Source organism: Bifidobacterium psychraerophilum (assembly GCF_000741705.1).
GTDB lineage: Bacteria > Actinomycetota > Actinomycetes > Actinomycetales > Bifidobacteriaceae > Bombiscardovia > Bombiscardovia psychraerophila.
In genome coordinates this window covers 175,608-199,375 of record NZ_JGZI01000009.1, presented here as the reverse complement: position 1 = coordinate 199,375, position 23,768 = coordinate 175,608, and the positions used below count along the sequence as shown (strand labels likewise).

Sequence of the window (23,768 nt, the reverse complement as noted above, 5' to 3'; positions counted from 1 at the left end):
CCATCTGATCCGAGGAAGGAATCATGGATCCAATCGACATCGCTTTCACATCCGTCAACTTCGCCATCGACGGGGTCGGGATCATCCATGATCTCTCGTGCCGATTACACGTCAGACGTCTTGCGGTTCTGGGTACCAACGGTTCAGGCAAATCCACGTTTCTCAGACTTCTCGACGGTCTCGAACAGGCGTCCTCGGGCACGGTGTCGGTGATGGGCATCGACCCGGCCAAGCAGCCCAAACGGCTTCATGCCCAGGTCGGTTTCATCTTCACCAATCCCGATACGCAGATCATCATGCCGACCGTCAGGGAGGATGTCGCATTCTCCCTGCGGGGTATGAAACTCGACAGAGAGACCGTGGAACGCAGAGTCACCGAACAGCTTGAAGCCTACGGCCTGCTGGAGCATGCCGACACTCCCGCGCACAGCCTATCGGGCGGTCAGAAGCAGATGCTCGCTTTGGCCTCGGTGCTGGTACGCGATCCCAGACTCGTCGTGGCCGACGAACCGACCACCATGCTGGATCTGCCGAATGCCCATCTCGTCAGCGACTATCTGATTGAGCGTCTGGAACGCCCTGTGATCATCGCCACCCATGATCTGGAGCTCGCATCCAGATGCGATCACGCCATCAGATTCGAAGGGGGTCGTATCGCGGAGACAGGCACCCCGGAATCCGTGATCGAGCACTATCGTCAGCATTGCGCGGAGAGTTATGCGAGGATCACGCCCAAAAAGACGCAGGCCACACGATGATCGCATCACTGTATAGACCGGGCGATAGCTGGCTTCATCGCTGCCCCGCCATCTGGAAACTGCTGACGCTTGTCATCACCGGAATCTGCATGGCGCTGCCCTTCGGTCGCTGGTGGTTCATCGGGGTGCTGACACCGGCTTGCGCCATCGCTTTCGTCAGCGCAGGCTTCGGATTCAAGGAGTATCTCAGACAGATATGGATGGCACGCTGGGTCATCGCCTTCACTGTTCTGGCCCAGGTCTTCTTCCAACCGTGGCCGCGCACCGTCGCCAACACCGTACGGGTGCTCGACCTGGTGCTGTTGGCTGCGCTGATCACCTTGAGCACACCCGTATCCGAACTGCTCGATGGCATGCTGCAAGCGTTACGGCCGCTGGATGCCTTGGGCATCAGAAGCGACAGCATCGCATTGGTGGCGGCCATCACGATGAATGCGATCCCCCTGGTGAACGCCAATATGCGGGCCGTAAGGGAAGCCCATGCGGCCCGGGGTGGGCGCGGCGGCATCATGGCCTGGGCGGTGCCTCTGCTGGTCATCAGTCTGAAACAGGCGAATGAACTGGCCGCCGCGATGGACGCACGCGGTCTCTGAACCACGTTGCATCGATGGTGACGCAGCATCCGATAACAGCCCCGGCTCCCGTCAGCCGGGCATTCCCGGAAGGCCGGGGTCTGGGCGGTAGAATCGGATGCGATGACCAAGACAGCACAGCACCCATCCGGCACCATCACCACCGGCCCGCACAGCACCAGCCAACATGGCAACGGGCCTGACGACACCGGAAAAGCGAGCGGACATCACCATGCGAAGCGCTCATTCCCCGACTTCATCCTGTGGTCCATCGCCGTCCTGGCGTGCCTTTGGATAGCCTTGTGCACCTCCGTCGGCCCGATCTATCGCGCCGACGGATCCATCGCCGACTATTCCTGGGGTAACGCACTGATTCTCATCGTGAGTTTCGCGGTATGCTTCACCTGCATCATCGTCCTGTACCTCTGGTCTCAGCATGCAGGCCAGGCACGGATGCGGGCTGACGGTTCTCTGACGGCACCAGCCGGTGCGTGCAGCGCTGTACGCAAGTGGCTCCGCAGAGGCGATCGCCCCGGAGGCAAACTCGAAGGCTTCCGGCATACGGTGATTCGCTGCACGGACAGATGGTGGAAAATCGCCATCATCCTTCTTGTGGGTTGGCTGTGGGCCTACGTTTCATTACTCGTGGCCTTCGGTGCCGACATACACTCCCAGATCAACGAATTCAACCTATGGTGGGCGAATCTGCAAGGGATATCACTCCCCTACAAGGACGGATTCACCCAGATGGACGTGTATCCGACCGCCCACTATCTATGGCCTGACTCCCCAACCTATCTGACGAATCAGCACAATATCGTGCTCACCATGCTGTATGGCGGTGTCGTCGCCGTGTTCCGCGCACTCACGGGATCCGATGACGCGGGTCTTGTCGCGCTCGCAGGCGTGCAACTCGTTTTCGCGGCGTTCTGCTGCTCGGTCACTGCCGATCGCTTCTTCACCTTCGGCAACCCGCAACGCATATCGGCAAGGGACGATGGATCATTCCAGACGGGTTCCCGGGCCGGTGCCTTTGCTCGTCTGGCCGTTCTGGCTTGCTTCCTGTTGAGTCCGCTCGCCGTATTCAGCACCATCTCGCTGACCAAATCACCGCTTTTCGCCTTCGCCTTCGTCTGGTGGCTGGGCATCTGGTATCAGCTGTTGCAGGGCAGACGTGAAAGGGACAAGGGCGGGACCCCCGCCTCACTCGTCATCGCGATGACCGTCGCCACAGTGATCATGCTGCTCTCAGTGAAATATGCGCTGTACATCGTGGCCGTGCAGATCGTGCTGGCCCTGATCACCGATCGCCGTCGTTGGAGGGTGTATGTGATCTCGCTGCTCATCCCGCTGATCGCATTCGAGGCGATGATCACGGTGCTGGTCGGCACCGGCACGATCATCAATGGCGATCCGATAGAGAGCAAAGGGATCCAGCTGCAGCAGATCGCCAGGGTCGCGCAACGCAATCCGCAAGGGATTCCTGAGGAGGCGCGCAAGGCCTTGGACCCCATTGTGGATCTGGACGCGATGGGTCGGGAATATTTCCCCAATGACGCGGATCGCGTGAAATCCTCCGGAACGGCGGGCAAGGTGACCACATATCGGTGGCGCACGGTCACAGCCGAGGACATGACGCGCTTCAACGGCGCCTGGCTGCAGATAGGGCTGCGCAACCCCGTGCTGTACCTCGACGCCTTCCTCGCCAAAACTTACGGCTACTTCGACGTGACGGATCCCCCCTACGTATCCATGGGCTACTACGTCAACAATGACTATGTACAGGTATCCAGCACCTGGATCAAGAACTGGGCGCACGGGTGGCGCAACACAGTGGCCCAAAGCGCCCGGAACTGGGGCAACACCCCCGTGATCGGCGTGGTGACGCACGGGAACTTCTGGGTGGTGCTGACCCTGCTGCTGCTCGGCGCTCAACTCGTGCTGAAACGCTGGCGCAGTTTGGCCTACCAATTCCCCCTGCTGCTGTTGATGGGCGTCATGATCATCGCACCGGCGAACAACTTCGAACGGCATATGCTGCCCGTCGCATTCTCCTTCGCCTTCATCGCCCTGGCTTTCTGGCATGAATCCCGTGTGCAGGGAAACCAGGTGCCCGAGAAGCCGCATGGCGATAAGCTGATGGCATGAGCCGATCAAAACCCACCAAAGCAAAAGAGCGTTCCAACTCGGGAGCGCTGGCGAAGGTCGCTCATGACGCGGTCGCCCTGTTCAACCCTGAGCTGAGACGTACGCAGGAGTCCGAGGGCGGTGCCGGAGCGGCCAACGAGCAGACCGAGAAGGGCAACTCCAAACGCCGCAGGGGCAAGCGTCCCACATCAAGGGATACGCATGCTCCGAAGAGTTCCGGAGCGACGCCATCACCACGTGGCACCGGGGATGCCGGCATTCGTCACACGGGTGCCGATGCCAACGACGTGGACAGCAGCGATGTGGACAGCAATGGTGTTCTGGACGATGCCCAGGCAGCCGCAGACAGCATGAGTCTGCAGAGCCAGCCCAGTTCCAAACCCAGACTCCCTGAAGGCGTCCAGCGCGCCGTGGACAAGGCACTGGAGCATCTTGACCATGACCTTGCCTGGCATAAGAATCTGAGCGCTCAGGACAAGGAGCTGCTCAACCTCATCATCGAAACCGCGGTTTCTGACTTCCTCGCCTGGATGAAGGAGTTCGGGAAGGCCGCCGACTCATCGCAGGGACCGAGACCCTCCACCGACCATATATTCTTCGTGGCACCTTTGGAGTTCACCAAAGCGATCAGCCTCAAGCAGGCGCTGGAAGTGACGCGCTTGATCGTCGATATCCTGGAACGTAATCTCTCCGGATTCAGCGACCCGGACAACGAGCAGGAAATACGCAACGGCATGCTGTACTACGCCCGCGAGGTGGCCTTCTCGGCAGCATCCGTGTATGCCACTTCGGCGGAAGCCCGTGGCGACTGGGATACCCGCATCGAAACACTCACCATCGAGGATCTGATCGATGACGTCACCGATCATCATGTGACATCCCGCATGAGCATGCTGGGCTGGTCCAATGACTACCATTGCTTCGCGGTCGTCGGCAAACTGGCCGATGCGCGGGAATTGGAATCCGGTCTGGTCCAACGCAGGATCCGTGGCACCATCCGGGCCCAGGGCGGGGAATGTCTGCTTTCCAACCATGATGGTCTGCTGGTCATGCTCATCGATCCGCGCGGCAAAGGCTCTCCCGAAGAGTTCCTTGAACCGCTGATCCGGTACTTCGACCAGGGTCCGCTTTGCCTCGGCCCTCTGCGCCATCAGGTCACAGGTGCCGCACAGAGCATCCGCGCCGCGCTGATCACCTACCAGACGGCACCGGCGATGAGCGGCTACCACTCCTCCTCCGGCATTCCGCGGCCCTTGCGAGCCGACGACGTATTGCCTGAGCGCGCCTTGTTCGGAGATACATCGGCCCGCCAGGAACTCTACGATGACGTGTACGCCAGCCTGCGCGGTGACGATCAGGACAACCCCCTGATCAAGACGCTGAGCACCTTCCTGCTATCGGGCAGCTCTTTGGAGACCACGGCCCGCGAACTCAACGTCCATCCGAACACCGTTCGGTACAGGCTTAAACGCTCGATCGAAATAACCGGATGGGATCCGATGAATCCGCGCGAAGCCTATGTGTTGCTGACCGCGGTCAAAATCGGTCTGATCGAGGATTCGACCCGGTGACTCCCATCGCCGTGCGGCTTCCTGATCCATCAGGCGGTCGCCCGTCCTGCTGCCCACGCGTTCCCGTGCCGTGCACTCCCTTCGGCGCGACATCCGCTGATGCCATGATGCCGAGAGCCGCCTGCATATGAAACGGGGTCTGAACCCATCGGTTCAGACCCCGTTGATCAAGTTCCTTAGGTGATATCAGCCCAGGATGGAAGGATCGAGCGGAACGCCCGGACCCATCGTTGAGGTGATGGTCGCCTTGGTGATGTAACGGCCCTTGACGGTGCTTGGCTTGAGACGCTTGACTTCGTCGGCGACGGCCTTGAAGTTCTCGTCCAAAGCGCTCTCCTCGAAGGAAAGCTTGCCGATGAGGAAGCTCAGGTTGCCGTGCTTGTCGACACGGAACTCGATCTTGCCGCCCTTGATGTCCGCAACGGCCTTGGTGACATCCATGGTCACGGTGCCGGTCTTCGGGTTTGGCATCAGGCCACGAGGCCCGAGCACACGACCCAGACGGCCGACCTTGCCCATCATGTCAGGCGTTGCCACAACGGCATCGAAATCGGTGTATCCGGCTGCGACCTTGGCGATGAGCTCGTCATCACCGACTTCGTCGGCTCCGGCTTCGAGAGCCGCCGTCGCCTGCGGGCCACGGGCGAAGACCACCACGCGTGCGGTCTTGCCGGTGCCGTGAGGAAGATTCACGGTGCCGCGCACGAGCTGGTCGGCCTTGCGTGGATCCACATTGAGGCGGTATACGGCCTCAACGGTCTCGTCGAAGCCGCGCTTCGGTAGGCCCTTGAGCAGTGCGATGGCCTCATTGGCCGTGTACAGGTTGTTGCGATCGACCTTTTCGGCCGCCTCGCGGTATTGCTTGGAACGCTTGGTCATCTGCTTCTCCTATTCAGCAGTCGCGGTGCGGGCAAGCGTTTGCCCTTCCGCTCACAACGGATAAATTCAGTCGGTTACGGTGATGCCCATGGAACGGGCGGAGCCCTCGATGATCTTCATGCCGGCCTCGACGTCGCGAGCCGACAGATCAGCCATCTTGATCTCTGCGATTTCCTTGACCTGCGCCTTGGTGACGGAGCCGACCTTGGTGGTCAGCGGATTCGCGGCACCCTTGGCAACACCAGCAGCCTTGCGAAGCAGATCCGCAGCCGGAGGAGTCTTCAGAATGAAGGTGAAAGTACGATCCTCAAATACGGTGATCTCGACAGGGACGACCTGGCCCATCTTGTCCTTCGTGGCATCGTTATATGCCTTGCAGAAGTCCATGATGTTCACGCCATGCGAACCCAGGGCCGGACCCAGCGGGGGGGCCGGATTGGCCTTGCCTGCCTGAATCTCGAGCTTGATCAGCGCTGAGACTTTCTTCTTAGGAGCCATGTTCTGGTTCTTCTTTCTGTGAAGCGGTGCGAACGGAAGCATTGCTTCCTCCCGCAACTGATAGTTCTTCTGCGACGGCGAAACCTCCGCCTGTCACAAGCTTTCCTATTGTGCCAAGCACTCAGGACAATGGCACACCTGGAGAATCATACACGAAGGGTCCAGCTGCATCGAATGCACAGCTGGACCCTTGATGTATGGTCTGTGACGCGCCCGGAAGCGTGTCAGGAGAGTTTTTCGACCTGTTCGAAGCCGAGCTCCACAGGCGTGTCCCTGCCGAAAATCGACACCAGAACGGTGAGCTTCTGGGTTTGCGCCTCAACGTCGGAGACGACCGCGGGCATGGTGGCGAATGGTCCGTCGATGACGGTGACCTGATCGCCGACGGCGTAGGAGACCTCGACCTGACGCTTCTTGGCGGCTGCGGGCTTGTCACCCGCCTCCTTCAACGCTTCGGAAGCGATCATCGGTGCCATCATCTGCACGACTTCCTTGCGGCTGAGGGGCGCAGGCTCCTTGGACGGACCGACGAAGCCGGTCACGCCTTCGGTTTCACGGACGATGCGGCGGGCATCCTCATCCGGCCACATACGGATCAGCACATATCCGGGGACACGCACACGAGTGACGATCTTCTTGCCTTTGTCGGTGTGCTTTTCGACTTCCTCCATCGGAATCTCGACCTGGAAGATCTTGTCCTCGAGACCGAATGATGCGACACGGGAATCGACGTTTGCCTTGACGCGCTTCTCATAGCCTGAGTAGGTATGCAGGACATACCATTTGCCTTCGAGGGTGCGCAGCTGCTTTGAGAAGGCCTTCACCGCGAGCTGACCGGCATCGTCAACCGCTTCGCCCTCCTCATCGGCATCCTGGGCGTCGTCGTCTTCCGACGAAGCCGATGCTTCCGGTGCGGCGGATTCGGCCTGTGTCTCGGCAATGGAATCATCGTCCGCGACGACATCCTGCTCGTCATCGGCCGGGGCTTGCGCATCGCTCTGTCCGAGCGCATCCTGATCGGGTGTCGGTTCCGCGTCGCTGCCGAGTCCTGACTCGACCTGCGCGGCCTCGGTCAGCTCTTCATCAGCGATCGGCGCCTCGTTGTCGACAACATTGTCGTCCACAGCCTCGTTGTCTACAACATTCTGATCATCAGTCATTATCTAAATCCCTCTGCACAAATCGCATATCACCCGAACAACCACAGTACGAGCTTGCCCAATCCAAAGTCCATTGCCGTAACGAACAGCATCAGCAACAGCACGAAGACAAACACAGCGATGGACCAGAGCAGCAGCTCCTTACGTGTCGGCGTGACGACCTTGCGCAACTCATCAATGATCTGCTTGATGAACAGACCGATACGCATGAAGAAGTTCGGCTTGAGTGACTTCTCATCGGACTCAGTTGCCTTCGCCATATCTGTCCTTTGTTTGCTGGTTGCCAATCCACTGGCAGGGAAGGCGGGACTCGAACCCACAACCTACGGTTTTGGAGACCGTTGCGCTACCAATTGCGCCACTTCCCTAGGAGAACTTTGCCCATGTTACTCGCATCGCACGAAAACGGCCTCACGATATCGGGCAAAACCGCCAAGTGAACAGTCTAGCGTGGCTGAGGGAATTCGTCCACTCGGGCGGTGACGGCCTTCCGGAAGTCCCTTGACGCGCGAAAGAACACGCATGCGGCCCATACCTCTCAGATCCGCGTGGTCACCCATCCTTGCATGCGGCGCATACCTTCGATCAGATCCTCATCGGAGAGGGCATAGGAGAAACGGAGGTAACCCGGGGCCCCGAAGGCCTCCCCCGGCACTGCGGCCACATGCGCCTCCTCCAGCAGCAACGCCGCCAACTCCGAGGACGACGCGGCACGGGAGGCATTGGGCCCCAGCGGGGTGTTGAGCAGTGCCTCGACGTTCGGGAAGGCATAGAACGCCCCCTGCGGAACCGTGCATGAGACACCAGGAATCGCGTTCAGAGCTGAGGAGATTGCCTTACGGCGGATATCGAAGGCGGCGCGCATGTGGGAAACCTCTTCGAGGCCACCCGAAACGGCGCAGAGCGCGGCGCGCTGAGAGACATTCGAGACATTCGACGTCATATGCCCTTGCAGCTTGCCTGCTGCTTTCGCGACCTCCGGCGGCGCTATGAGCCATCCCACACGCCAACCGGTCATCGCATAGGTCTTCGCGACACCGTTGAGAACGAGCAGCTGCCCGCGCACCTCGGGCACCAAGGCACCGACATACGACGTATGCGCACCGTCATAGGTGAGGTGCTCGTATATTTCATCGGATATGACCCACAGATGGTGGTCGAGGGCCCATTGCCCCACCGCGCGGACGAGTTCTTCGTCCCACACCGCACCCGTGGGGTTCGAGGGGGAGTTGAGGATGATGGCCTTGGTACGCGGCGTTCTGGCATGTTCAAGCTGCTCGATGGTCGGGATGAATTGCTGGTCGTGACCGGACAGCACCTCGACAGGCTTGCCACCCGCCAGTTTCACCACTTCGGGATAGCTCGTCCAGAAGGGTGCGGGAATGATGACCTCATCACCTGGATCGAGCAGAATCTGAAAGCTTTCATACACGGCCTGCTTGCCGCCGTTGCTGACCACGATCTGTGAAGGGTCGACCTCATATCCGGAGTCCCTCAGCGTTTTCGCCGCGATCGCCTCACGCAGCTCGGGAAGTCCTGCGGTCGGCGTGTACCGGTGGTTCCTCGGATCGCGGCACGCCTCCGCGGCCGCATCGACTATGGCCTGAGGCGTGGGGAAGTTGGGCTCACCGGCACCAAAGCCGATCACATCGACTCCCGATGCCTTCATCGCCTTCGCCTTGGAATCCACTGCGAGGGTCGCGCTTGGTGAAACGATGTTGATCCGGTCACTGAGGTTCTGCCATGCTGCCATGCTCATGGCTTACACTGTAACGCCAGCATGCGAAAACGAAGGGTGCGTGTCCCCGAGCGGCAGTGGTGTCGTCTCAGACCAGAACGAGATCGTCGCGATGCACCAGGGGGTGCGCGTATTCATCACCCAATTCGCGGCGCAGCTGCGCGCTGTTCGACCCGAGCATCTGTGGGATTTCCTCCGAATCGAAACCCGCCAGGCCCTTCGCCAGATGTTCGCCCTCCTCGGTGCTGATCCACACGGGGTCGCCCGCGGAGAACTCACCATCGACGCTGACGACGCCCGCAGCCAGCAGACTTGCTCGTCCGCCTCGTATCGCCTTGGCAGCGCCGTCATCGACGATCAGATCGCCTCGCGGGGACGCCGCGAAACCAATCCACAGCCTTCGTGAGGAACCACGTCTCTTCAATGGTGCGAATGCCGTTCCGACCGGATCGCCGAGCAGGGCCGGCCCCGCGTTCAGGGCGCTGGTCAGTATGGCCGGAATCCCGGAGGCGGTCGCCACATGCACGGCCTCCAGTTTGGTGATCATGCCACCGGTACCGACGTGTGAACCTGAACCGCCGACTTCGATATCGTCAAGAACGCTCAGCACATCCGGAACGTAGGCGATTCTCCTCGCCCCGGGACGGGAGGGCGGCGCCGTGTACAGACCGTCCACGTCGGTGAGCAGCACCAGGGCGTCGGCACGCACGAGGTTGGCGACCAATGCCGAAAGCCGGTCATTGTCTCCGAAGCGTATCTCGTTACTGGCAAGCGCATCGTTCTCGTTGACGATCGGGACCACGCCCAGATCCAGCAGACGCTCCAGGGTGCGTTGCGCATTGCGGTACTGCGTGGCTCGTATCGTGTCCTGCGCCGTAATCAGTATCTGGCCCACCCTGATGCCGAAACGACCGAAGGCGGATTCGTAATGGGCCATCAGCAGGCCCTGTCCCACGGAGGCCGCAGCCTGCTGGGTGGCGACATCACTCGGTCTCGCGGGGAATCCCAGGGGGCCGAAACCCGCTGCGATGGCACCGGAGGACACCAGAACCACGCGGGCTCCCATCGCCGACATCTGTGCAAGGGCGCCGGTCAGCGCGAACAGGCGGCTCGCATCCAGATGTCCGGTGGGGGAAGTCAGCGAACTCGACCCGACCTTGACCACAACAGTGCGCGCCTGGGCTATTCGCGAACGCACCTGCGCCTGCGACGGTGTTGACATGGTCGACTCCGTTCCTTTCCTCGTATCCTCGATGGGCAGTGGGCTTTGCACGCTTCCCGCGCCGGATCTCTACTGCTCGGTGTTCTTCCCGGCATCGGCGTCGGTGCCGGCGTCATCCGCCGTCTCGACTGCGTCGTCGTCCCTCTGGGTATCCACGGGCTGCGCCCCATCACGGTTCAGCGCATATGCCTTGCCCTCCGGATCGTCCGCCACGGATGGATCGGCCCAATGCCCGGCCTTGCGTTCAGCCATCATCGCATCGCGCACCGCCTGCCGCGCATCCATCATCTCGTGATACTGCTCACGGCGTTCGGCATTACTTCTTCTGCGTGCATAACCGTCCTGATCCTGCAGGCGCAGATCCTTGCCTCTTGACACCATCGGTTCGCCGTCAAGCATTTCGGCGCCTGCGCTGATCGTCGGATCCCAATCGAAGGCAACGGAGTTCTTGCCTCTGCCGATATGCACCTCATCGCCGGGATGCGCCCCGGCGCGACGCAAGGAGTCCTCGACTCCCAGTTTGGCCAGGCGGTCGCCGAGGTAGCCCACGGCTTCGTCATTATCGAAGTTGGTCTGCATGACCCAGCGTTCCGGCTTCGTTCCGGTCACGGTGAACCAGTGATTGCCGTTCCTGTCCTGCTCGCGTTCGATCGAGAATTCACTGGCGAACCCGCTCTCGTCATTCCTGCGGCGAGGACGTCCCGTCTCCAGAGGACGGATGACGACGCGCTCCTGCTCCTGGGCGCTTTCCTGCTCGGCCAGCTTGTCGCGCAACTCCGCAACCATCTCGCTGATGGCGAAGCGCAGTTCCTTGAGACCCTCATGGGAAGCGGTCGAGACGATGAAGACACGCAGCCCCAGCGACTCGAACTCCGGTTTGACGAACTCGGCCAATTCCTTCGCCTCGGGCACATCGCATTTGTTCAGCACCACGATGCGTGGCCGCTCGGCGATCGGTATGACGCCCAAAGGAAGATCCAAGGCATCGGCGTAGGCCGCCAGTTCCTGCTCCAATGCCCGGTAATCGGCCATCGGGTCACGATCGGCTTCGAGGGTCGCGCAATCGATCACATGAGCGATGATCTCCGTACGCTCGATATGTCTGAGGAATTCGAGTCCGAGACCCTTGCCTTGGGAGGCTCCCGGTATCAGCCCCGGTACATCGGCAATGGTGAAGCGCATATCCCCGGCTTCCACGACTCCGAGATTGGGGACCAGGGTGGTGAATGGGTAATCGGCGATCTTGGGCTTGGCGGAACTCATGGCTGCGATCAGACTTGATTTCCCTGCGCTCGGGAAGCCGACCAATGCCACATCGGCGATCGACTTGAGCTCAAGCAGGATGTCACGCTCCTCACCCGGCTCCCCCAACAGGGCGAAGCCAGGAGCTCTTCTGGTACGGTTCGCCAGCGCCCTGTTGCCGAGCCCCCCGTTGCCGCCATGTGCGGCGATGAAACGTTCGCCCGGATGGCGCAGATCGGCCAGTGGTTTCGCCTGCTGCCCGCCTGTCTTCTTCTTCGATTGCGAAGCGGCGTCCTTGGCGTCGAAGATCACCGTCCCAACAGGCACAGGAAGCAGCACATCCTCGCCTTTGCTCCCATCCTTGTCCCCGCCGAGGCCCATCGTCCCCGAATCCGCGGAACGGTGTGGGAGAAAACGGTAATCGAGCAGACTGGTGGCATTGGAATCGGCGACGAAGATCACCGATCCGCCATCTCCGCCATTGCCGCCATCAGGGCCGGCGAGCGGCTTGTATTTTTCACGCTTGATGGAGGATGCGCCGTTACCGCCGTCACCACCACGAACATGGACCGTCACGCGGTCAACGAATGCACTCATATGTATGTACCTTACTGAAACGATGCGCGGCAGTCACCCACAAACGCGCCTGTTGCGCGCAACGCATCCGTTCTGGGCATGTCGCCTGGACCGATGCGTCTCTCCGGACGGCCATCAATTGCCGACCACCACGATAAAACAAGCAAGCCGCGTCCATTACGGGCGCGGCTTGTAAAAACGAAAGATGTGCGAATCAGGCAGAAACGACATCCACGACCTTGCGGTCACGGCGGACGCCGAACTTCACACTGCCATCAGCGAGTGCGAAAAGTGTGTGATCCTTGCCGATGCCGACATTCTGACCAGGATGGAAATTGGTTCCACGCTGACGAACGATGATGTTGCCGGCCACAACAGACTCGCCGCCGAACTTCTTCACACCGAGGTACTGAGCATTTGAATCGCGACCGTTACGGGAAGCGGAAGCGCCCTTCTTATGTGCCATGTCTGTTCCTTTCCGGGAAGTCTGATATCAGGCGATCGCGGTGATCTTGACGACCGTCAGCTTCTGGCGGTGTCCCTGCTTGCGGGCAACACCCGTCTTGTTCTTGAATTTCTGAATACGGATCTTGGGGCCCTTGGCCTCATCATCCACAACCTCGGCCTTGACCGAGATCTTGGCGAGATCCTTGGCGGCAACCGTCACCTTGGCACCGTCGACGACCAGCGCGACCGGGAATTCGACGGTCTCACCGTTCTTGTTGTCAAGACGATTGACGCTGATAACGTCACCGACCTCGACCTTTTCCTGATGGCCACCGGCCTTCACAATCGCGTACATAGCCCTACCTTGCCTGTTATTAAAGCTGCTTCTTGGTCTAGCATCCTGACATGATGAAAGGCATGGCTAGACACCGACTATCCAACATACACGCATGCATGGAAATTCGTCAAGTCATGCGCCCGACACACCGGTGCCCCCTGCCATGCCTTCCGGCTGGGCCGCTCAGTCGGCCTCTTCCGATGCGGACTGAGCGGCGGCGGCTATCTTCGCCAGCTTCGCCTTGACGTCAGGCGAGGAACCCTTTGACGAGGACGGAGCGCTCTCCTTGGCCGGGGTGTGATGCTTCACGGTGGATTTGACGAAGGGGTCGCCTCCCTTGACGGCGTATGGATCGTCGTAGGATGCCGAGACGGTGGGTTCATCGTGCAGAATGAATCCTCGACCCTTGCAGGTCGGGCATTCCTCCGAGAAAGCCTCCACAAGCCCCTGACCCACACGCTTACGGGTCATCTGAACCAGACCGAGTGAGGTGACCTCGGCGACCTGATGCTTGGTGCGATCGCGGGCAAGGCACTCAACCAGTCGGCGGAGCACCAGGTCCCGATTGGCCTGCATCACCATATCGACGTAATCGATCATCAGCATGCCGCCGATGTCCCTGAGCCTGAGCTGTCGGGCGATCTCTTCGGAAGCCTCAAGGTTGCACCGAGTGACGGTTTCCTCAAGGGACTTGCCCTTACCGATGAAGCGGCCGGTGTTGACGTCGATCGTGGTCATGGCCTCCGTGCGGTCGATGACCAGCGAACCACCGCTGGGAAGATACACCTGGCGCTCCATACCCTTTCGGAGCTGCCCGTCGATCTGCCAGCGGTCGAACACGTCGTTGCCCTCGTGATCGGCGGGATCCCATTTGCTCAGCTTCTCGCGCAGGTCGGGAGCCATCGAATCGAGATACTCGCTGATACGCTCATAGACCTTGTCTCCCTCGACGATGAGTTCATTGAAATCATCGTTGAAGATGTCGCGGACCACGCGGATCGCCACATCAGGCTCGCCCTTCAGCAGTTTTGGCTTCTTATGGTGCTTCGCGGAATCGCGTTTCTTCTCCACGCTCTCCCACTGCTTGATCAGTGTCTGCAGATCCTTGGTGATCGCTTCCTCGCTCGCATGGTCGGCCGCGGTACGGATGATGACACCCATATCCTTCGGCGCGATCTTGGTCACGATGCCCTTCAGGCGTGAACGCTCATGCTCCGATAGCTTGCGGCTGACGCCGGTCATGCCGCCGGAAGGCACCAGGACGAGGAAGCGACCTGCCAGAGTGACCTGTGATGTCAGGCGTGCACCCTTATGGCCGATGGGATCCTTGGTCACCTGCACCAGCACCGGGTCTCCGGATCTGAAAGCCAGTTCTATCCGTCGTGGCTGGCCTTCCAGACGCGCGGCGTCCCAATTGACCTCACCCGCATACAACACGCCGTTACGCGCCTGACCTATATCGACGAAGGCGGCCTCCATGCTCGGGAGGACGTTCTGCACACGTCCAAGGTAGATGTTGCCCACGGTGGCGACTTCCTGGATATCGGAGACATAGTGCTCGACGAGGATGTCATCCTCGAGCACTGAGATCTGGGTATGACGCTCCTTCTCGCGTACCACCATCACACGGTCGACGTCCTCTCTGCGAGCCAGGAAGTCCTGCTCGATGAGCTGCGTCTGGCGTGAGCGGTCACGGCGGTTGTCACGCCGACGCTGCTTCTTCGCCTCAAGGCGGGTGGAGCCTTCGATATTCGTGATTTCGTCGATGTACTGCTGTTTACGGGAACGCTTGGAGCCGCCGTTCAGTTCTGATGATTCCTCATCCAAAGCCTTCGCACTACCCCGGCGACGACGGCGACGGCGCGTGACCGTTGACTCGCCTTCGTCCTCGTCATGGTCACGGCTGACCGTCCGCCTTCTTCTCGTTTCAGGCTGACCCTCGCCACGATCCGATTCGACGCCATGCTCGTGCTCGGCATCGTGCTGCGTTTCGCCGCCGCGATCCCGGCGACGCGGGGAATCCTCGCTGTCCGAAGACCGTGAGCGATTACGACGGGAGCCTTTCGCCGCATGCGCCTCCTCGTCTATCGGCGTGTATGGGATCTCATCGTATTCGAGGTCTTCCTCGATCTGTCCGACCTCGGCCGCGGCACGACGCTCCTGGGCGTTCAGGCGACGCGATCGTCGGGAACGCTCGGAATGCTCCTCTTCGCCATTGTCGCCGCTGTCGTAATCCCTGAATTCGGATGCGGCGCCCGTATCCCGAGAACCACGCTTCTCACGCTGAAGACCGGAATCCTGACGTCGTTGCTGACCTTTGCCACGCCTGTTGGAGGTGTGACGTGGCTCATCGCCCTCATCCGACTTGACGTCGTCGGCATCCTCCCGTGATGCATCGCCCAGAGGCAGGACCGGTTCCTGGAAGAGCAGTGATGTCATCGCCCTGCCACGGACCGGCTTCCCGGTATCCGATTTGGCCGACGATGTGGCATTCGAATGATTGGTGTCCACCTGCAGGAAGCGTATTGAGTCAACGGCGCGTGCGGCCCGTTCGTCGCGTTCACGCTTCGAATCGGCGGCATGCGAGTTCGTGCGATTCGACCCGGTATGCTCAGCCGCATCATGATCGGACCCGGTACGGGCCGATCTTGGGGAATCGGACCCGGCGGTGTCGGAGAGTGCCGATCGAGAGCCTGCCGAACGGGATCTCGAAGACCTTCGCCCCTGCCGCTCCGTCTCGTCCGTGGCCTTGGGTTCTTCGAATTCCAAGTCATCCGTGGCGCGCGGCGCACGGCGGCGTCTGCTGCGCGCCGGCGCTTCCTCGTGTTGGGCCGGGCTCCCGCCGCGACCCGGGGCATCCCGCGTCACGTCGCCATGCCCGGGGTCCTTTGCCGACGCGGCCTTCACTTCGATCTTGACCGGCAGATCGGCTCCGGCGGCACCGGCCACTCGGACCACCCGCCTGCCTGAGCGACGGCGTCTCGGGGTTTCGCCGGTCTGACCGAGCGAAGAGGACTCATTCACGTCGCTCGAGTTCAATGAATCGTTCGACGTTGACGATTGTTGTTGGGATCCAGCCTTGCTGGAACCGCTGTTCTGTTCTATGGGCACAATGCTCCTTGCGGCGCGCTGCAACGCGTCGTCATCCTGGCCTGCGACGTATTCTCACACCACGCTTTCACCGTGGCCGCGCGCGAACGCTGCATCGAGGCTACAAAAAAGTCATCTATGGCGAAGGCGGACACCATCGTTTGCAAACGCGCAATGCGGTTCATGCAAGGGGATCGACGCCATCGCTACTGGTGGTTTTGCAGTTCCACCGTCTCCTAGTATGGCACACTCAGCGTCGCAACGTGTAACGTCAGCGCCTGGACGAAAGCCAATGCTCCAGGATATCGGCCATCAGCAGCAGGTCGGACTCGGGAATCTGCTCATCATGCTTGTGTGCCAGCAGGGGATCCCCTGCACCGAAGTTGACGGCGGGGATGCCCAACTGGGAGAATCGCGCCACATCCGTCCAGCCCAGTTTCGCCTTCGCCTGCTGACCGGTGCGTTCGAAGACCAGATCGGCCAGGGACGCGGTGAGTTCGGAGTCCATGCCCGGGCGAGCCGCCGGGGATTCGTCCTTCATCTCGATTCCGAAACCCTCGAACACCCCGCCGACAGCCGTGCCCTCACCTTCGCCCAGCACGATGCCCGACCCTTCGCCCATCATCAGGCTTTTCGCCTCCTCAAGGCTTTTGTTCGGCGCGAAACGATAATTGACATGCACGCGGCACTCATCGGGTATGACGTTCGTCCCTTTGCCTCCTGAAACCAAGGTCGCGTTCAGCCCCTCCTTGTATTCCAGACCACCCACGCTCACCGTCGCCGGCGTGTAGGCGTTGAGACGGTTGAGGATGTCCGCCGCCTTGTGAATGGCGTTCTCCCCCATCCAGGCACGCGCGGAATGGGCGGCGACGCCATGCGTGATGACGTCAAAACGGATTGTGCCGTTGCACCCGCCCTCGATTCCGCAGGAGGTCGGCTCACCGATGATCGCGAAATCACCTTGGATCCATTCGGGACGCTCCTGCGTGACCTTACGCAAACCATTGAACTCCGCCGAAACCTCCTCGTGGTCGTACAACACGAAGCTAAGGTCGCACGCCGCGTCGGTGGCTGTTGCGGCGAGATACAGCAGTACCGCGTCCGATGCCTTCATATCCGTGGCACCGCGTCCCCACATGACCCGCTCGCCAGGATGCTCGCGAGCGATGTCGGGACGTATCAGGGGGTCTCCGGCCTCAAGCCATTTCGGAGGGAAGTTGTCGATGACGGGGACGGTGTCGATATGCCCCGCCAGGATCACGCGGGAATCGCGTTGGAACCGCGTGGAGGCGACGACGGTGTCTCCGAGACGTCTGACCAGCAGATGCGATTGACGGGAGAGGAAATCCTCCACGGCATCGGCGAGCGCGCCTTCCCGTCCACTGACCGAATACACCTGCATGATCTGGGTGAACAGTGAGGACAGCGCCTCGGCCTTCCCGGCTCCTCGGTCAACATCAAGCGTGACCTTCATCTTCTCAGTGGCTTCAGTGGCTTCGGCTTCGCTTGTCATGGGCTCCATGCACCTATCTTAACTACATGTGGCCAACCCTCCTCTTGGTGGGTGCCGACTGGAGACCACCTGCTGAGATGCCTATCCATCTGTTGTGCCTGTGTGGCACTATGGAATGCAGCGATACACCACCGGAAGAGTCATAATGCCACGTTTGATCAGTGCCATGGAGGGCTTTGGTGTCATCGGAATCGTGATCCTGGCGGGCTATATCGCCGCGCGATTCCGTATCGGCGGACCAACGGCCCAAATGGTGCTCAACAGATTCAGTTTCTTCATATCCAGTCCCTGCCTGATGTTTGCGATCCTGTCGAAGCAGCCGATACAGGACATCTTCCACCCCAGCATCATCGTCGCCTTCGCTTCCGCTCTCGCGGTCGGGGCGCTGTTCCTGGTGTTGAACTCGCTCTTCTTCCATATGAAGGCCGCCGATGCGATCATCGGCTCGCTGAACTCGCTGTATCTGAATTCGAATAACATCGGCCTGCCGGTAGCGACGTATATTCTGGGCAATCCCGCTTTGGTCGCACCGATTCTGGTGATGCAGCAGGCCCTGTTCACACCGGTGGGCCTGACCGCGCTCGATGTGAGCACGACGGGTCGATTCTCCGCCAAGGAGGTGCTGAGGCAGCCGCTGCACCAGCCTCTTCTGCTCGGTTCCATCGGTGGCATCATCGTTTCCGCGATAGCCGCCAAAACCGGCCACTACGTCATCCCTGACGTGATTTTCAAACCGATCAGCATGATAGGCGACTCGGCCGTACCGATGATTCTGATGGCTTTCGGGATGTCCCTGCGTGGCAGCAGGCCGATGCGCAAAGGTTCGAACCGTCGTGCCACCGCCACCGTGGTGCTGCTCAAGAATCTGATCATGCCGATCATCGCATTCCTGGTCGCGTATTTCCTGCTCGGCTTCAGAGGCACCGAACTCTACGGGTGCGTGGTGCTTGCCGCATTGCCTACGGGCCAGAACGTCTACAACTACGCCGCCCGTTACAACGTCGGACTGACCTTCGCCCGCGACGGCATACTGCTCAGCACCATCACCTCACCGGTCATCATCGCCGTGATCGCCGCAGTGCTGACCTGAGTCGGCACGCCGCCCTCGCGACGGTATGGCCGCACTCAATCATCGCTGCGCTCGCCGACGATGCCGATGCCTTTGGCCACATGATTGGCTGCGGCCACTCCGATCCCGACGAGCAGAAAGCACAACGCCACGCCGGCGACGAAGCCCAGCAGCGTGAGGGGCTGTGTCATGGCGGAACCCAGCAGGGGAAGCATCAGCACCATGCTGCACGCGGCCGAAACCAGCACTACGACCTTGAGCGGAGTGAACACCTCGATGAAGCGCGCCTTCGACAGCGTCGCGCGATCGGCACCTTCAAGCACCAGCATGCGATACTGATCGGCCTGGTCATAGACGTTGCCCGCCTGCATCACCCCGCACGACACTGCCGCCAGAACCGCGGCGAAGGCCAAGGTCAGCATGCCGCCTGTCCCTATGTCCCTCAGCAGGGTCATGTCCTCGGATGAGCCCTGTGCGGCACTGCCGACATAGGCGCAGACCGACGTGATGCCGGCCACGAACACGGCGAGTGCGATTCCGGAGACATTGCGCCATGCACGCTTGGGGTTGTCGAGCACACGACGCATCGCCACCAGTGTGGCCGCGTTTCGCGGACGCCGGATCCTCATCCTGGCTCGCGCGGCGATCACCCAGGGCCCGATCAGATTGACCAGGGCGAAGCATGCCGCGATCACACCGAACACGATGGCTATGGCCACCGCCTGGCCGAAATACCGGGACAAGGGGCTTTTCATGATGCCGACCGCGGCGATGATGGCCACCAGAAACACGATCAAACGCCACTTGCGCAATGCCGCAGGTGCGACGCGGGCGCTGACCCCGAGAGGGGTGACCACAACCCTCATCAGTGCGGAAAGCGCCGAGATCAGGGCGAGAACGGTCATCAGCACGGCCACGACGAGCAACGCGACAGGACCGACCCACAATTCCTCAACGGCAAAGCCACGCCCTTGAAAATGCAGGGGCATGATCAGGGGAATCATCGCCACATACAGCACCATGCCGATCAGAGAGCCGATCAAGGCCTGCCCTGCGGCTTCGAGAGCGGTAAGCCTTGAAACCTGCCCGGAGGTCGCGCCGGCCAGTCGCAGCGCGGCAAGACGGGCATCCCGTCGAGCTGCGGCCAGTCGTGCGGCCGATGCCGAAAGCGATGCGAAAGGTACCAGCAACAACATGCATGCGAACAGTGACAGGATGACGTAGATGGCGTTCTCGCCGCTCTGTGCCGACTGCCCGGAGAAGGCCTCCACCAGCCCATGTGAGGGTGACGACCTCCACACGAAGGCATGCACGCCCCCCAAGACCGTCAGGAATATGGCGCTCGCCGCCGCGAAGGCGATGACGGCCAGAAGGGAGGTGCTTGAGAAGCCGCGGTTACCTCCCCGATGGAACAAACGCCACAACGCGAAGCTGCTCATCTCGCGCTCCGTTCCGATGCGCCCTGATCGACCAGAAGACCGTCGCTCATCCGAACGGTGCGGCTGCAGAATGCCGCCACACTCGGATCATGGGTCACCACTACCAGAGAGGATCCGTTCTGCGTGCATGCCTCGGTCAGAATCCTCATCACATCGGCCCCGGTCTTCCGATCGAGGGCCCCGGTCGGTTCATCGGCGAACACGACGCTCGGTCGTATGCACAATGCGCGCGCGATGGCGATGCGCTGCATCTGCCCGCCGCTCATCTCACCGGGTCTGCGCTGGGCCAGGGGTGTCATCCTCAGGGCGTCCAACCAGGAGAAGGCCATGCTGATGGCCTGCTTGTACGGGGTCCCGCCGAGCATCACAGGCAGTGCGATGTTTTCTATCGCAGGGAGTTCCGGAAGCAACTGACCCGACTGAAACACAAAGCCGAATTCCGAACGACGAAGCCTGGTGCGCTCCGCATCACCGAGCCGAGCCAGGTCATTACCCCTCAGATAGACCGAGCCCGCGGTGGGACGCAATATGCCAGCCAGCACATGCAGGAGTGTGGATTTACCCGAACCGCTGGGCCCCATGACGGCAAGGGATTCCCCCGCCGCCAGCGCCAATGACACGTGGCTCAGCGCCAGCTGGCTCAGCGCGACCGGCTGCATCGCATCACCGGGGACGGTTTTGGCAGCGGCGGCACGCTGGTAATCCATAACCACATCATCCGCGTACAACACCGCCTGTTGGCCGTTTCCGGCCGGCGCCTGGACCGCCGCAGGAAGGGCCGGTGCCGCAGGCTGTTTCCTCGGATATTGTTGACTTTCTGGTATGTTCATACCGCCATGCTAAAAGGCGACGGCGCTCGGGAACATCAGGAGTGAGAACGATTTGGGACGTCGCACGCCGCGATAGGTCATCCCTGGGTATGAGCCGGGGATACACAGGCCCGGCTCATACCCGCATAGCGATTACCGCTGTGGTCTGTCCTGCGCGGCGAGGCTTTTCAAGCGTTCCTCGAATTCCGGCCAATCCCGCTGGAGCGGGGAGATCAGCTTGTATTGGGCGACTTTGTCGAAAGGAACCCATTCGACCGACATGCTCTCATCGTCATTAGCCTGGGGCTGCACCTGATGACCCGGCTTCTCGAAGGCGAATACCGTCGCATACCCCCACGGGCCATGATCCTCGCGATATGATCCGACGACCCGGATGTCTTCGGGTTGGATGTTCGCCTCCTCGAAGCTTTCACGCAAGGCGCCCTCGAGCGGGCTTTCACCATCGGCGGTCGCACCGCCCGGCGCACCCCAGGTTCCACCTTCGGCGCTCCACAGCGCGCGGTGCTGCAGCAACACATCCGTTATCCGACCTGATTCCTGGTCACGTCTTGCCAGGAGCACACCGGAGGCCCCGTTCAATCCCCAATGACGGTGCCCACAGGCGCAGTCGATCCATCCGTCACCGGGCTGATGGACATTGCTGCTGGGTGCATCGGGATTGTCGGGATTCGTACCCTGCTTCTGTTCCCTGGACAGATTCCACAGCTGCGTCCACCGTATCCCCAACGATTCCACCAGGGTGCGCAAGGTCGGTAGGCTCAGGCCGATCACGCCACTTGGATCGCCCTGAATACCGGATATGAATGCGGAACCGAAACCTTCAAGGGTGAATGACCCCGCCACTTCAAGAGGTTCTTTGGTCGCAATGTAATCTTCGATATCCTGGTCCGTGAAATCACCGAAGCTGACCTGCGAATGGCTGACGGCATGAAGTTCACGGCCCGAGGCGACATCGATGAGGCAATGCCCGGTCCACAGGGTTCCCGTCTTCCCCCTCATCTGCCTCAGTCGCTCGCGGGCGTTCTCCTCGCTATGGGGTTTCCCATACACGACGCCGTCAAGCGAGAACATCGAATCGCAACCGATCACCAAAGGACCGACCGATGCGGAAGTCAGCCCGTTATGGGCGTTGATGGCATCCTGGATGGGGGTGACTTTGCTGATGCTGCCATACCCGTCCTTGAGGGGATATGAGATCTGCAGATCCCCCTGCGCCTCGCTGGCGGTCCGGGCGACCGCACCGAAGCTCTGTGCGACCGCGAGCGCCTTCTCGCGGGCCAAGGTGGCCACACGCTCCTCTGCAGGCATCATCTGCGCGTCAATGCCACGTTCCTTCGCGGTTGATGCGAGTGCCGCCTCTTCATCGACATGCGATTCACGGATGGTCGGGCAGATGCCCGCACCATACAGGAGATCCCTGCGCGGCCTTGACTTGGAAGCCAGAATCAACGGAATCGACATGCATTTCCCTTCCCGGATGCTTTCGAAGTATGTCTGTTTGCAACGGCATGAATCCACCTCGCCATGACGGTATGATCACATTCGAGCCGAAGCACACCTTGCTATTGTCGTCTCTCCACTTGAACTCCGGCAAGGTCTATTGCCAGAGGCAGAAGTCGCCAGTGCCCGGAATCGAGCTGCGGCCCGGCCAATGCCCTGAGCCGCTGCTCGATGTCCCCATAGCGCAGCACGAGCACGCAAGGCCCGGCACCCGAAATCGTGGCGGCGAAGCCCTCCGCACGCAAGGTGCCGAGCAACTGCGAGGATTGCCGCATCAGTGGTGCACGGTACCCCTGATGCAGCGCATCCTGGGTCGCGCAGAAGAGGAGCTCGTTACCGTTCAGTCCACTGCCCTGAATGCCCGCCGCGGGATTCGAAGCGGATGCGCGATCGCCCGTGCCGCCCGCCTGACCGCCGAATGAAGCCGGGCACATGGCCGCCGGGAGCAGGCCCACCCGTGACACGTTATATATCGCATCCTGATACGGAATCTGCTGGGGCAAAGCGTTGCGGGCCTCACTGGTGGACAACGCGAAATCGGGTACGAACACGTAGGCGTGGATATCCGCGGACACGGGATACCGCACTGTGTGATACCCGGCGGGCAGGGCATGGGCGGGCACCGTCTGCGGCTCGGAAGCGCTTTCCCGGTGCACCTGCTGGGCCGTTATGACCCGGGCATCGCCGTCCCCGGCATCATCGCCCAGCTTCCAAGAGAAGGTGAGCCCCCCGTAAACAGCGGGAGCCACATTGTCCGGATGACCTTCAATCGCGGCGGCGGCGGCAAAGACATCATCCCTATCGATGACCCCGTCGTTGGCAAAGGCATGTGCCGCCGCGATGCCGGCGACGATGGCCTCGGCGCTTGACCCCATTCCCCTGGCCTGTGGAATGCGGTTGTGGGCGGACAGATGGAGCTTGCGCAATGGCAATCCCAGATCGGCTGCCGCCCTGCGGAAGGATGTGATGACCAGATGCGAGGCGTCCCTTGGCAGGGTCTCCGCACCTTCGCCTTCGATGTCGACGCTGACCGCGTCATCATCGGATTCGCCCAAGGTGAAGCTCAGGGAATCGTGGAAGTCCAGAGCCAATCCGACGGTGTCGAAGCCTGAACCGAGGTTGGCCGTTGTGGCGGGCACACGGACTTCGACGGTGTCCTGCATCATGCTCATCATCGCG

General features: G+C 61.0%; 20 protein-coding genes and 1 tRNA gene. 5 read left to right on the top strand and 16 right to left on the bottom strand.

The annotated features are described in order from the left end of the window. The first annotated feature begins 23 nt into the window (after positions 1–23). From BPSY_RS04730 to BPSY_RS04715, 4 genes are all read left to right on the top strand, one after another. On the top strand, positions 24–758 hold the full coding sequence (locus BPSY_RS04730; protein ID WP_051921713.1) for an energy-coupling factor ABC transporter ATP-binding protein: 735 nt from the start codon (positions 24–26) through the stop codon (positions 756–758). Next, positions 755–1,351, top strand: coding sequence for an energy-coupling factor transporter transmembrane component T family protein (locus BPSY_RS04725; RefSeq protein ID WP_238556808.1), 597 nt, complete (start codon positions 755–757; stop codon positions 1,349–1,351). Before BPSY_RS04730 ends, BPSY_RS04725 begins: the two co-directional genes overlap by 4 nt. A gap of 102 nt (positions 1,352–1,453) precedes the next feature. Then, positions 1,454–3,478 (top strand): DUF6020 family protein, encoded by a 2,025-nt coding sequence (locus tag BPSY_RS04720; RefSeq protein WP_051921712.1) that lies wholly within the window; start codon positions 1,454–1,456, stop codon positions 3,476–3,478. Continuing rightward, complete coding sequence (locus BPSY_RS04715) at positions 3,475–5,049, top strand: PucR family transcriptional regulator (protein WP_051921711.1); 1,575 nt, start codon at positions 3,475–3,477, stop codon at positions 5,047–5,049. The genes BPSY_RS04720 and BPSY_RS04715 overlap by 4 nt, the downstream gene beginning before the upstream one ends. 186 nt (positions 5,050–5,235) lie before the next feature. On the opposite strand, the gene rplA is transcribed toward BPSY_RS04715, so the two are convergent. From rplA to dapE, 12 genes are all read right to left on the bottom strand, one after another. Next, positions 5,236–5,928 carry a 50S ribosomal protein L1 gene (gene rplA / locus BPSY_RS04710; protein WP_033494644.1) on the bottom strand — a complete coding sequence of 231 codons (693 nt, stop codon included), beginning with the start codon at positions 5,926–5,928 and terminating at the stop codon, positions 5,236–5,238. Positions 5,929–5,994: 66 nt separating this feature from the next. Beyond that, positions 5,995–6,426 (bottom strand): 50S ribosomal protein L11, encoded by a 432-nt coding sequence (rplK, locus tag BPSY_RS04705; RefSeq protein ID WP_033494972.1) that lies wholly within the window; start codon positions 6,424–6,426, stop codon positions 5,995–5,997. Positions 6,427–6,650: 224 nt separating this feature from the next. After that, positions 6,651–7,586, bottom strand: coding sequence for a transcription termination/antitermination protein NusG (gene nusG / locus BPSY_RS04700; RefSeq protein WP_033494643.1), 936 nt, complete (start codon positions 7,584–7,586; stop codon positions 6,651–6,653). A 29-nt stretch (positions 7,587–7,615) separates the two neighbouring features. Continuing rightward, positions 7,616–7,846, bottom strand: coding sequence for a preprotein translocase subunit SecE (gene secE / locus BPSY_RS04695; protein ID WP_033494642.1), 231 nt, complete (start codon positions 7,844–7,846; stop codon positions 7,616–7,618). A gap of 32 nt (positions 7,847–7,878) precedes the next feature. Continuing rightward, positions 7,879–7,954 (bottom strand) — tRNA-Trp (locus tag BPSY_RS04690). Between the two features lie 170 nt (positions 7,955–8,124). After that, the gene (locus BPSY_RS04685; protein ID WP_033494641.1) at positions 8,125–9,339 is read right to left on the bottom strand and encodes a pyridoxal phosphate-dependent aminotransferase; all 1,215 of its coding nucleotides are present in this window, start codon (positions 9,337–9,339) and stop codon (positions 8,125–8,127) included. A 73-nt stretch (positions 9,340–9,412) separates the two neighbouring features. Continuing rightward, positions 9,413–10,546 carry a glutamate 5-kinase gene (gene proB, locus BPSY_RS04680; RefSeq protein WP_033494970.1) on the bottom strand — a complete coding sequence of 378 codons (1,134 nt, stop codon included), beginning with the start codon at positions 10,544–10,546 and terminating at the stop codon, positions 9,413–9,415. A gap of 69 nt (positions 10,547–10,615) precedes the next feature. Continuing rightward, positions 10,616–12,385 (bottom strand): GTPase ObgE, encoded by a 1,770-nt coding sequence (gene obgE / locus BPSY_RS04675; protein WP_081884254.1) that lies wholly within the window; start codon positions 12,383–12,385, stop codon positions 10,616–10,618. Positions 12,386–12,578: 193 nt separating this feature from the next. Beyond that, positions 12,579–12,830, bottom strand: a complete 252-nt coding sequence (gene rpmA / locus BPSY_RS04670) for a 50S ribosomal protein L27 (protein ID WP_033494640.1) — start codon at positions 12,828–12,830, stop codon at positions 12,579–12,581. Positions 12,831–12,857: 27 nt separating this feature from the next. Beyond that, positions 12,858–13,166, bottom strand: coding sequence for a 50S ribosomal protein L21 (gene rplU / locus BPSY_RS04665; RefSeq protein ID WP_033494639.1), 309 nt, complete (start codon positions 13,164–13,166; stop codon positions 12,858–12,860). Positions 13,167–13,331: 165 nt separating this feature from the next. Continuing rightward, entirely contained in the window at positions 13,332–16,283 is a 2,952-nt protein-coding gene (locus BPSY_RS04660) for an Rne/Rng family ribonuclease (RefSeq protein ID WP_033494638.1), read from the bottom strand. Positions 16,284–16,509: 226 nt separating this feature from the next. Continuing rightward, complete coding sequence (gene dapE, locus BPSY_RS04655) at positions 16,510–17,712, bottom strand: succinyl-diaminopimelate desuccinylase (protein ID WP_033494965.1); 1,203 nt, start codon at positions 17,710–17,712, stop codon at positions 16,510–16,512. 184 nt (positions 17,713–17,896) lie between these two features. Between dapE and BPSY_RS04650 the strand changes: the two genes are divergently transcribed. Continuing rightward, a complete protein-coding gene (locus BPSY_RS04650) occupies positions 17,897–18,841 on the top strand; it encodes an AEC family transporter (RefSeq protein ID WP_033494637.1) in 945 nt (314 codons plus the stop codon). 35 nt (positions 18,842–18,876) lie between these two features. Here BPSY_RS04650 and BPSY_RS04645 read toward each other — a convergent pair whose 3' ends face one another. The 4 genes from BPSY_RS04645 to BPSY_RS04630 form a co-directional block, all read right to left on the bottom strand. After that, entirely contained in the window at positions 18,877–20,259 is a 1,383-nt protein-coding gene (locus tag BPSY_RS04645) for an FtsX-like permease family protein (RefSeq protein WP_033494636.1), read from the bottom strand. Next, positions 20,256–21,089 (bottom strand): ABC transporter ATP-binding protein, encoded by an 834-nt coding sequence (locus tag BPSY_RS04640; RefSeq protein ID WP_100841078.1) that lies wholly within the window; start codon positions 21,087–21,089, stop codon positions 20,256–20,258. The genes BPSY_RS04645 and BPSY_RS04640 overlap by 4 nt, the downstream gene beginning before the upstream one ends. 132 nt (positions 21,090–21,221) lie before the next feature. Then, positions 21,222–22,550, bottom strand: coding sequence for a Maf family nucleotide pyrophosphatase (locus BPSY_RS04635; protein WP_033494961.1), 1,329 nt, complete (start codon positions 22,548–22,550; stop codon positions 21,222–21,224). Between the two features lie 101 nt (positions 22,551–22,651). Further along, positions 22,652–23,761, bottom strand: a complete 1,110-nt coding sequence (locus BPSY_RS04630; RefSeq protein WP_033494959.1) for a homoserine kinase — start codon at positions 23,759–23,761, stop codon at positions 22,652–22,654. Positions 23,762–23,768: the final 7 nt, after the last annotated feature.

What these genes read in the sequence shown, in the direction of transcription:
- rplK (WP_033494972.1), bottom strand. Translation starts at nt 6,426, where the DNA reads ATGGCTCCTAAGAAGAAAGTCTCAGCGCTGATCAAGCTCGAGATTCAG.
- BPSY_RS04715 (WP_051921711.1), top strand. Translation starts at nt 3,475, where the DNA reads ATGAGCCGATCAAAACCCACCAAAGCAAAAGAGCGTTCCAACTCGGGA.
- BPSY_RS04730 (WP_051921713.1), top strand. Translation starts at nt 24, where the DNA reads ATGGATCCAATCGACATCGCTTTCACATCCGTCAACTTCGCCATCGAC.
- nusG (WP_033494643.1), bottom strand. Translation starts at nt 7,586, where the DNA reads ATGACTGATGATCAGAATGTTGTAGACAACGAGGCTGTGGACGACAAT.
- BPSY_RS04640 (WP_100841078.1), bottom strand. Translation starts at nt 21,089, where the DNA reads ATGAACATACCAGAAAGTCAACAATATCCGAGGAAACAGCCTGCGGCA.
- proB (WP_033494970.1), bottom strand. Translation starts at nt 10,546, where the DNA reads ATGTCAACACCGTCGCAGGCGCAGGTGCGTTCGCGAATAGCCCAGGCG.
- secE (WP_033494642.1), bottom strand. Translation starts at nt 7,846, where the DNA reads ATGGCGAAGGCAACTGAGTCCGATGAGAAGTCACTCAAGCCGAACTTC.
- dapE (WP_033494965.1), bottom strand. Translation starts at nt 17,712, where the DNA reads ATGAAGGTCACGCTTGATGTTGACCGAGGAGCCGGGAAGGCCGAGGCG.
- rpmA (WP_033494640.1), bottom strand. Translation starts at nt 12,830, where the DNA reads ATGGCACATAAGAAGGGCGCTTCCGCTTCCCGTAACGGTCGCGATTCA.
- BPSY_RS04685 (WP_033494641.1), bottom strand. Translation starts at nt 9,339, where the DNA reads ATGGCAGCATGGCAGAACCTCAGTGACCGGATCAACATCGTTTCACCA.
- BPSY_RS04645 (WP_033494636.1), bottom strand. Translation starts at nt 20,259, where the DNA reads ATGAGCAGCTTCGCGTTGTGGCGTTTGTTCCATCGGGGAGGTAACCGC.
- BPSY_RS04635 (WP_033494961.1), bottom strand. Translation starts at nt 22,550, where the DNA reads ATGTCGATTCCGTTGATTCTGGCTTCCAAGTCAAGGCCGCGCAGGGAT.
- obgE (WP_081884254.1), bottom strand. Translation starts at nt 12,385, where the DNA reads ATGAGTGCATTCGTTGACCGCGTGACGGTCCATGTTCGTGGTGGTGAC.
- BPSY_RS04650 (WP_033494637.1), top strand. Translation starts at nt 17,897, where the DNA reads ATGCCACGTTTGATCAGTGCCATGGAGGGCTTTGGTGTCATCGGAATC.
- BPSY_RS04720 (WP_051921712.1), top strand. Translation starts at nt 1,454, where the DNA reads ATGACCAAGACAGCACAGCACCCATCCGGCACCATCACCACCGGCCCG.
- rplU (WP_033494639.1), bottom strand. Translation starts at nt 13,166, where the DNA reads ATGTACGCGATTGTGAAGGCCGGTGGCCATCAGGAAAAGGTCGAGGTC.
- BPSY_RS04725 (WP_238556808.1), top strand. Translation starts at nt 755, where the DNA reads ATGATCGCATCACTGTATAGACCGGGCGATAGCTGGCTTCATCGCTGC.
- BPSY_RS04630 (WP_033494959.1), bottom strand. Translation starts at nt 23,761, where the DNA reads ATGAGCATGATGCAGGACACCGTCGAAGTCCGTGTGCCCGCCACAACG.
- rplA (WP_033494644.1), bottom strand. Translation starts at nt 5,928, where the DNA reads ATGACCAAGCGTTCCAAGCAATACCGCGAGGCGGCCGAAAAGGTCGAT.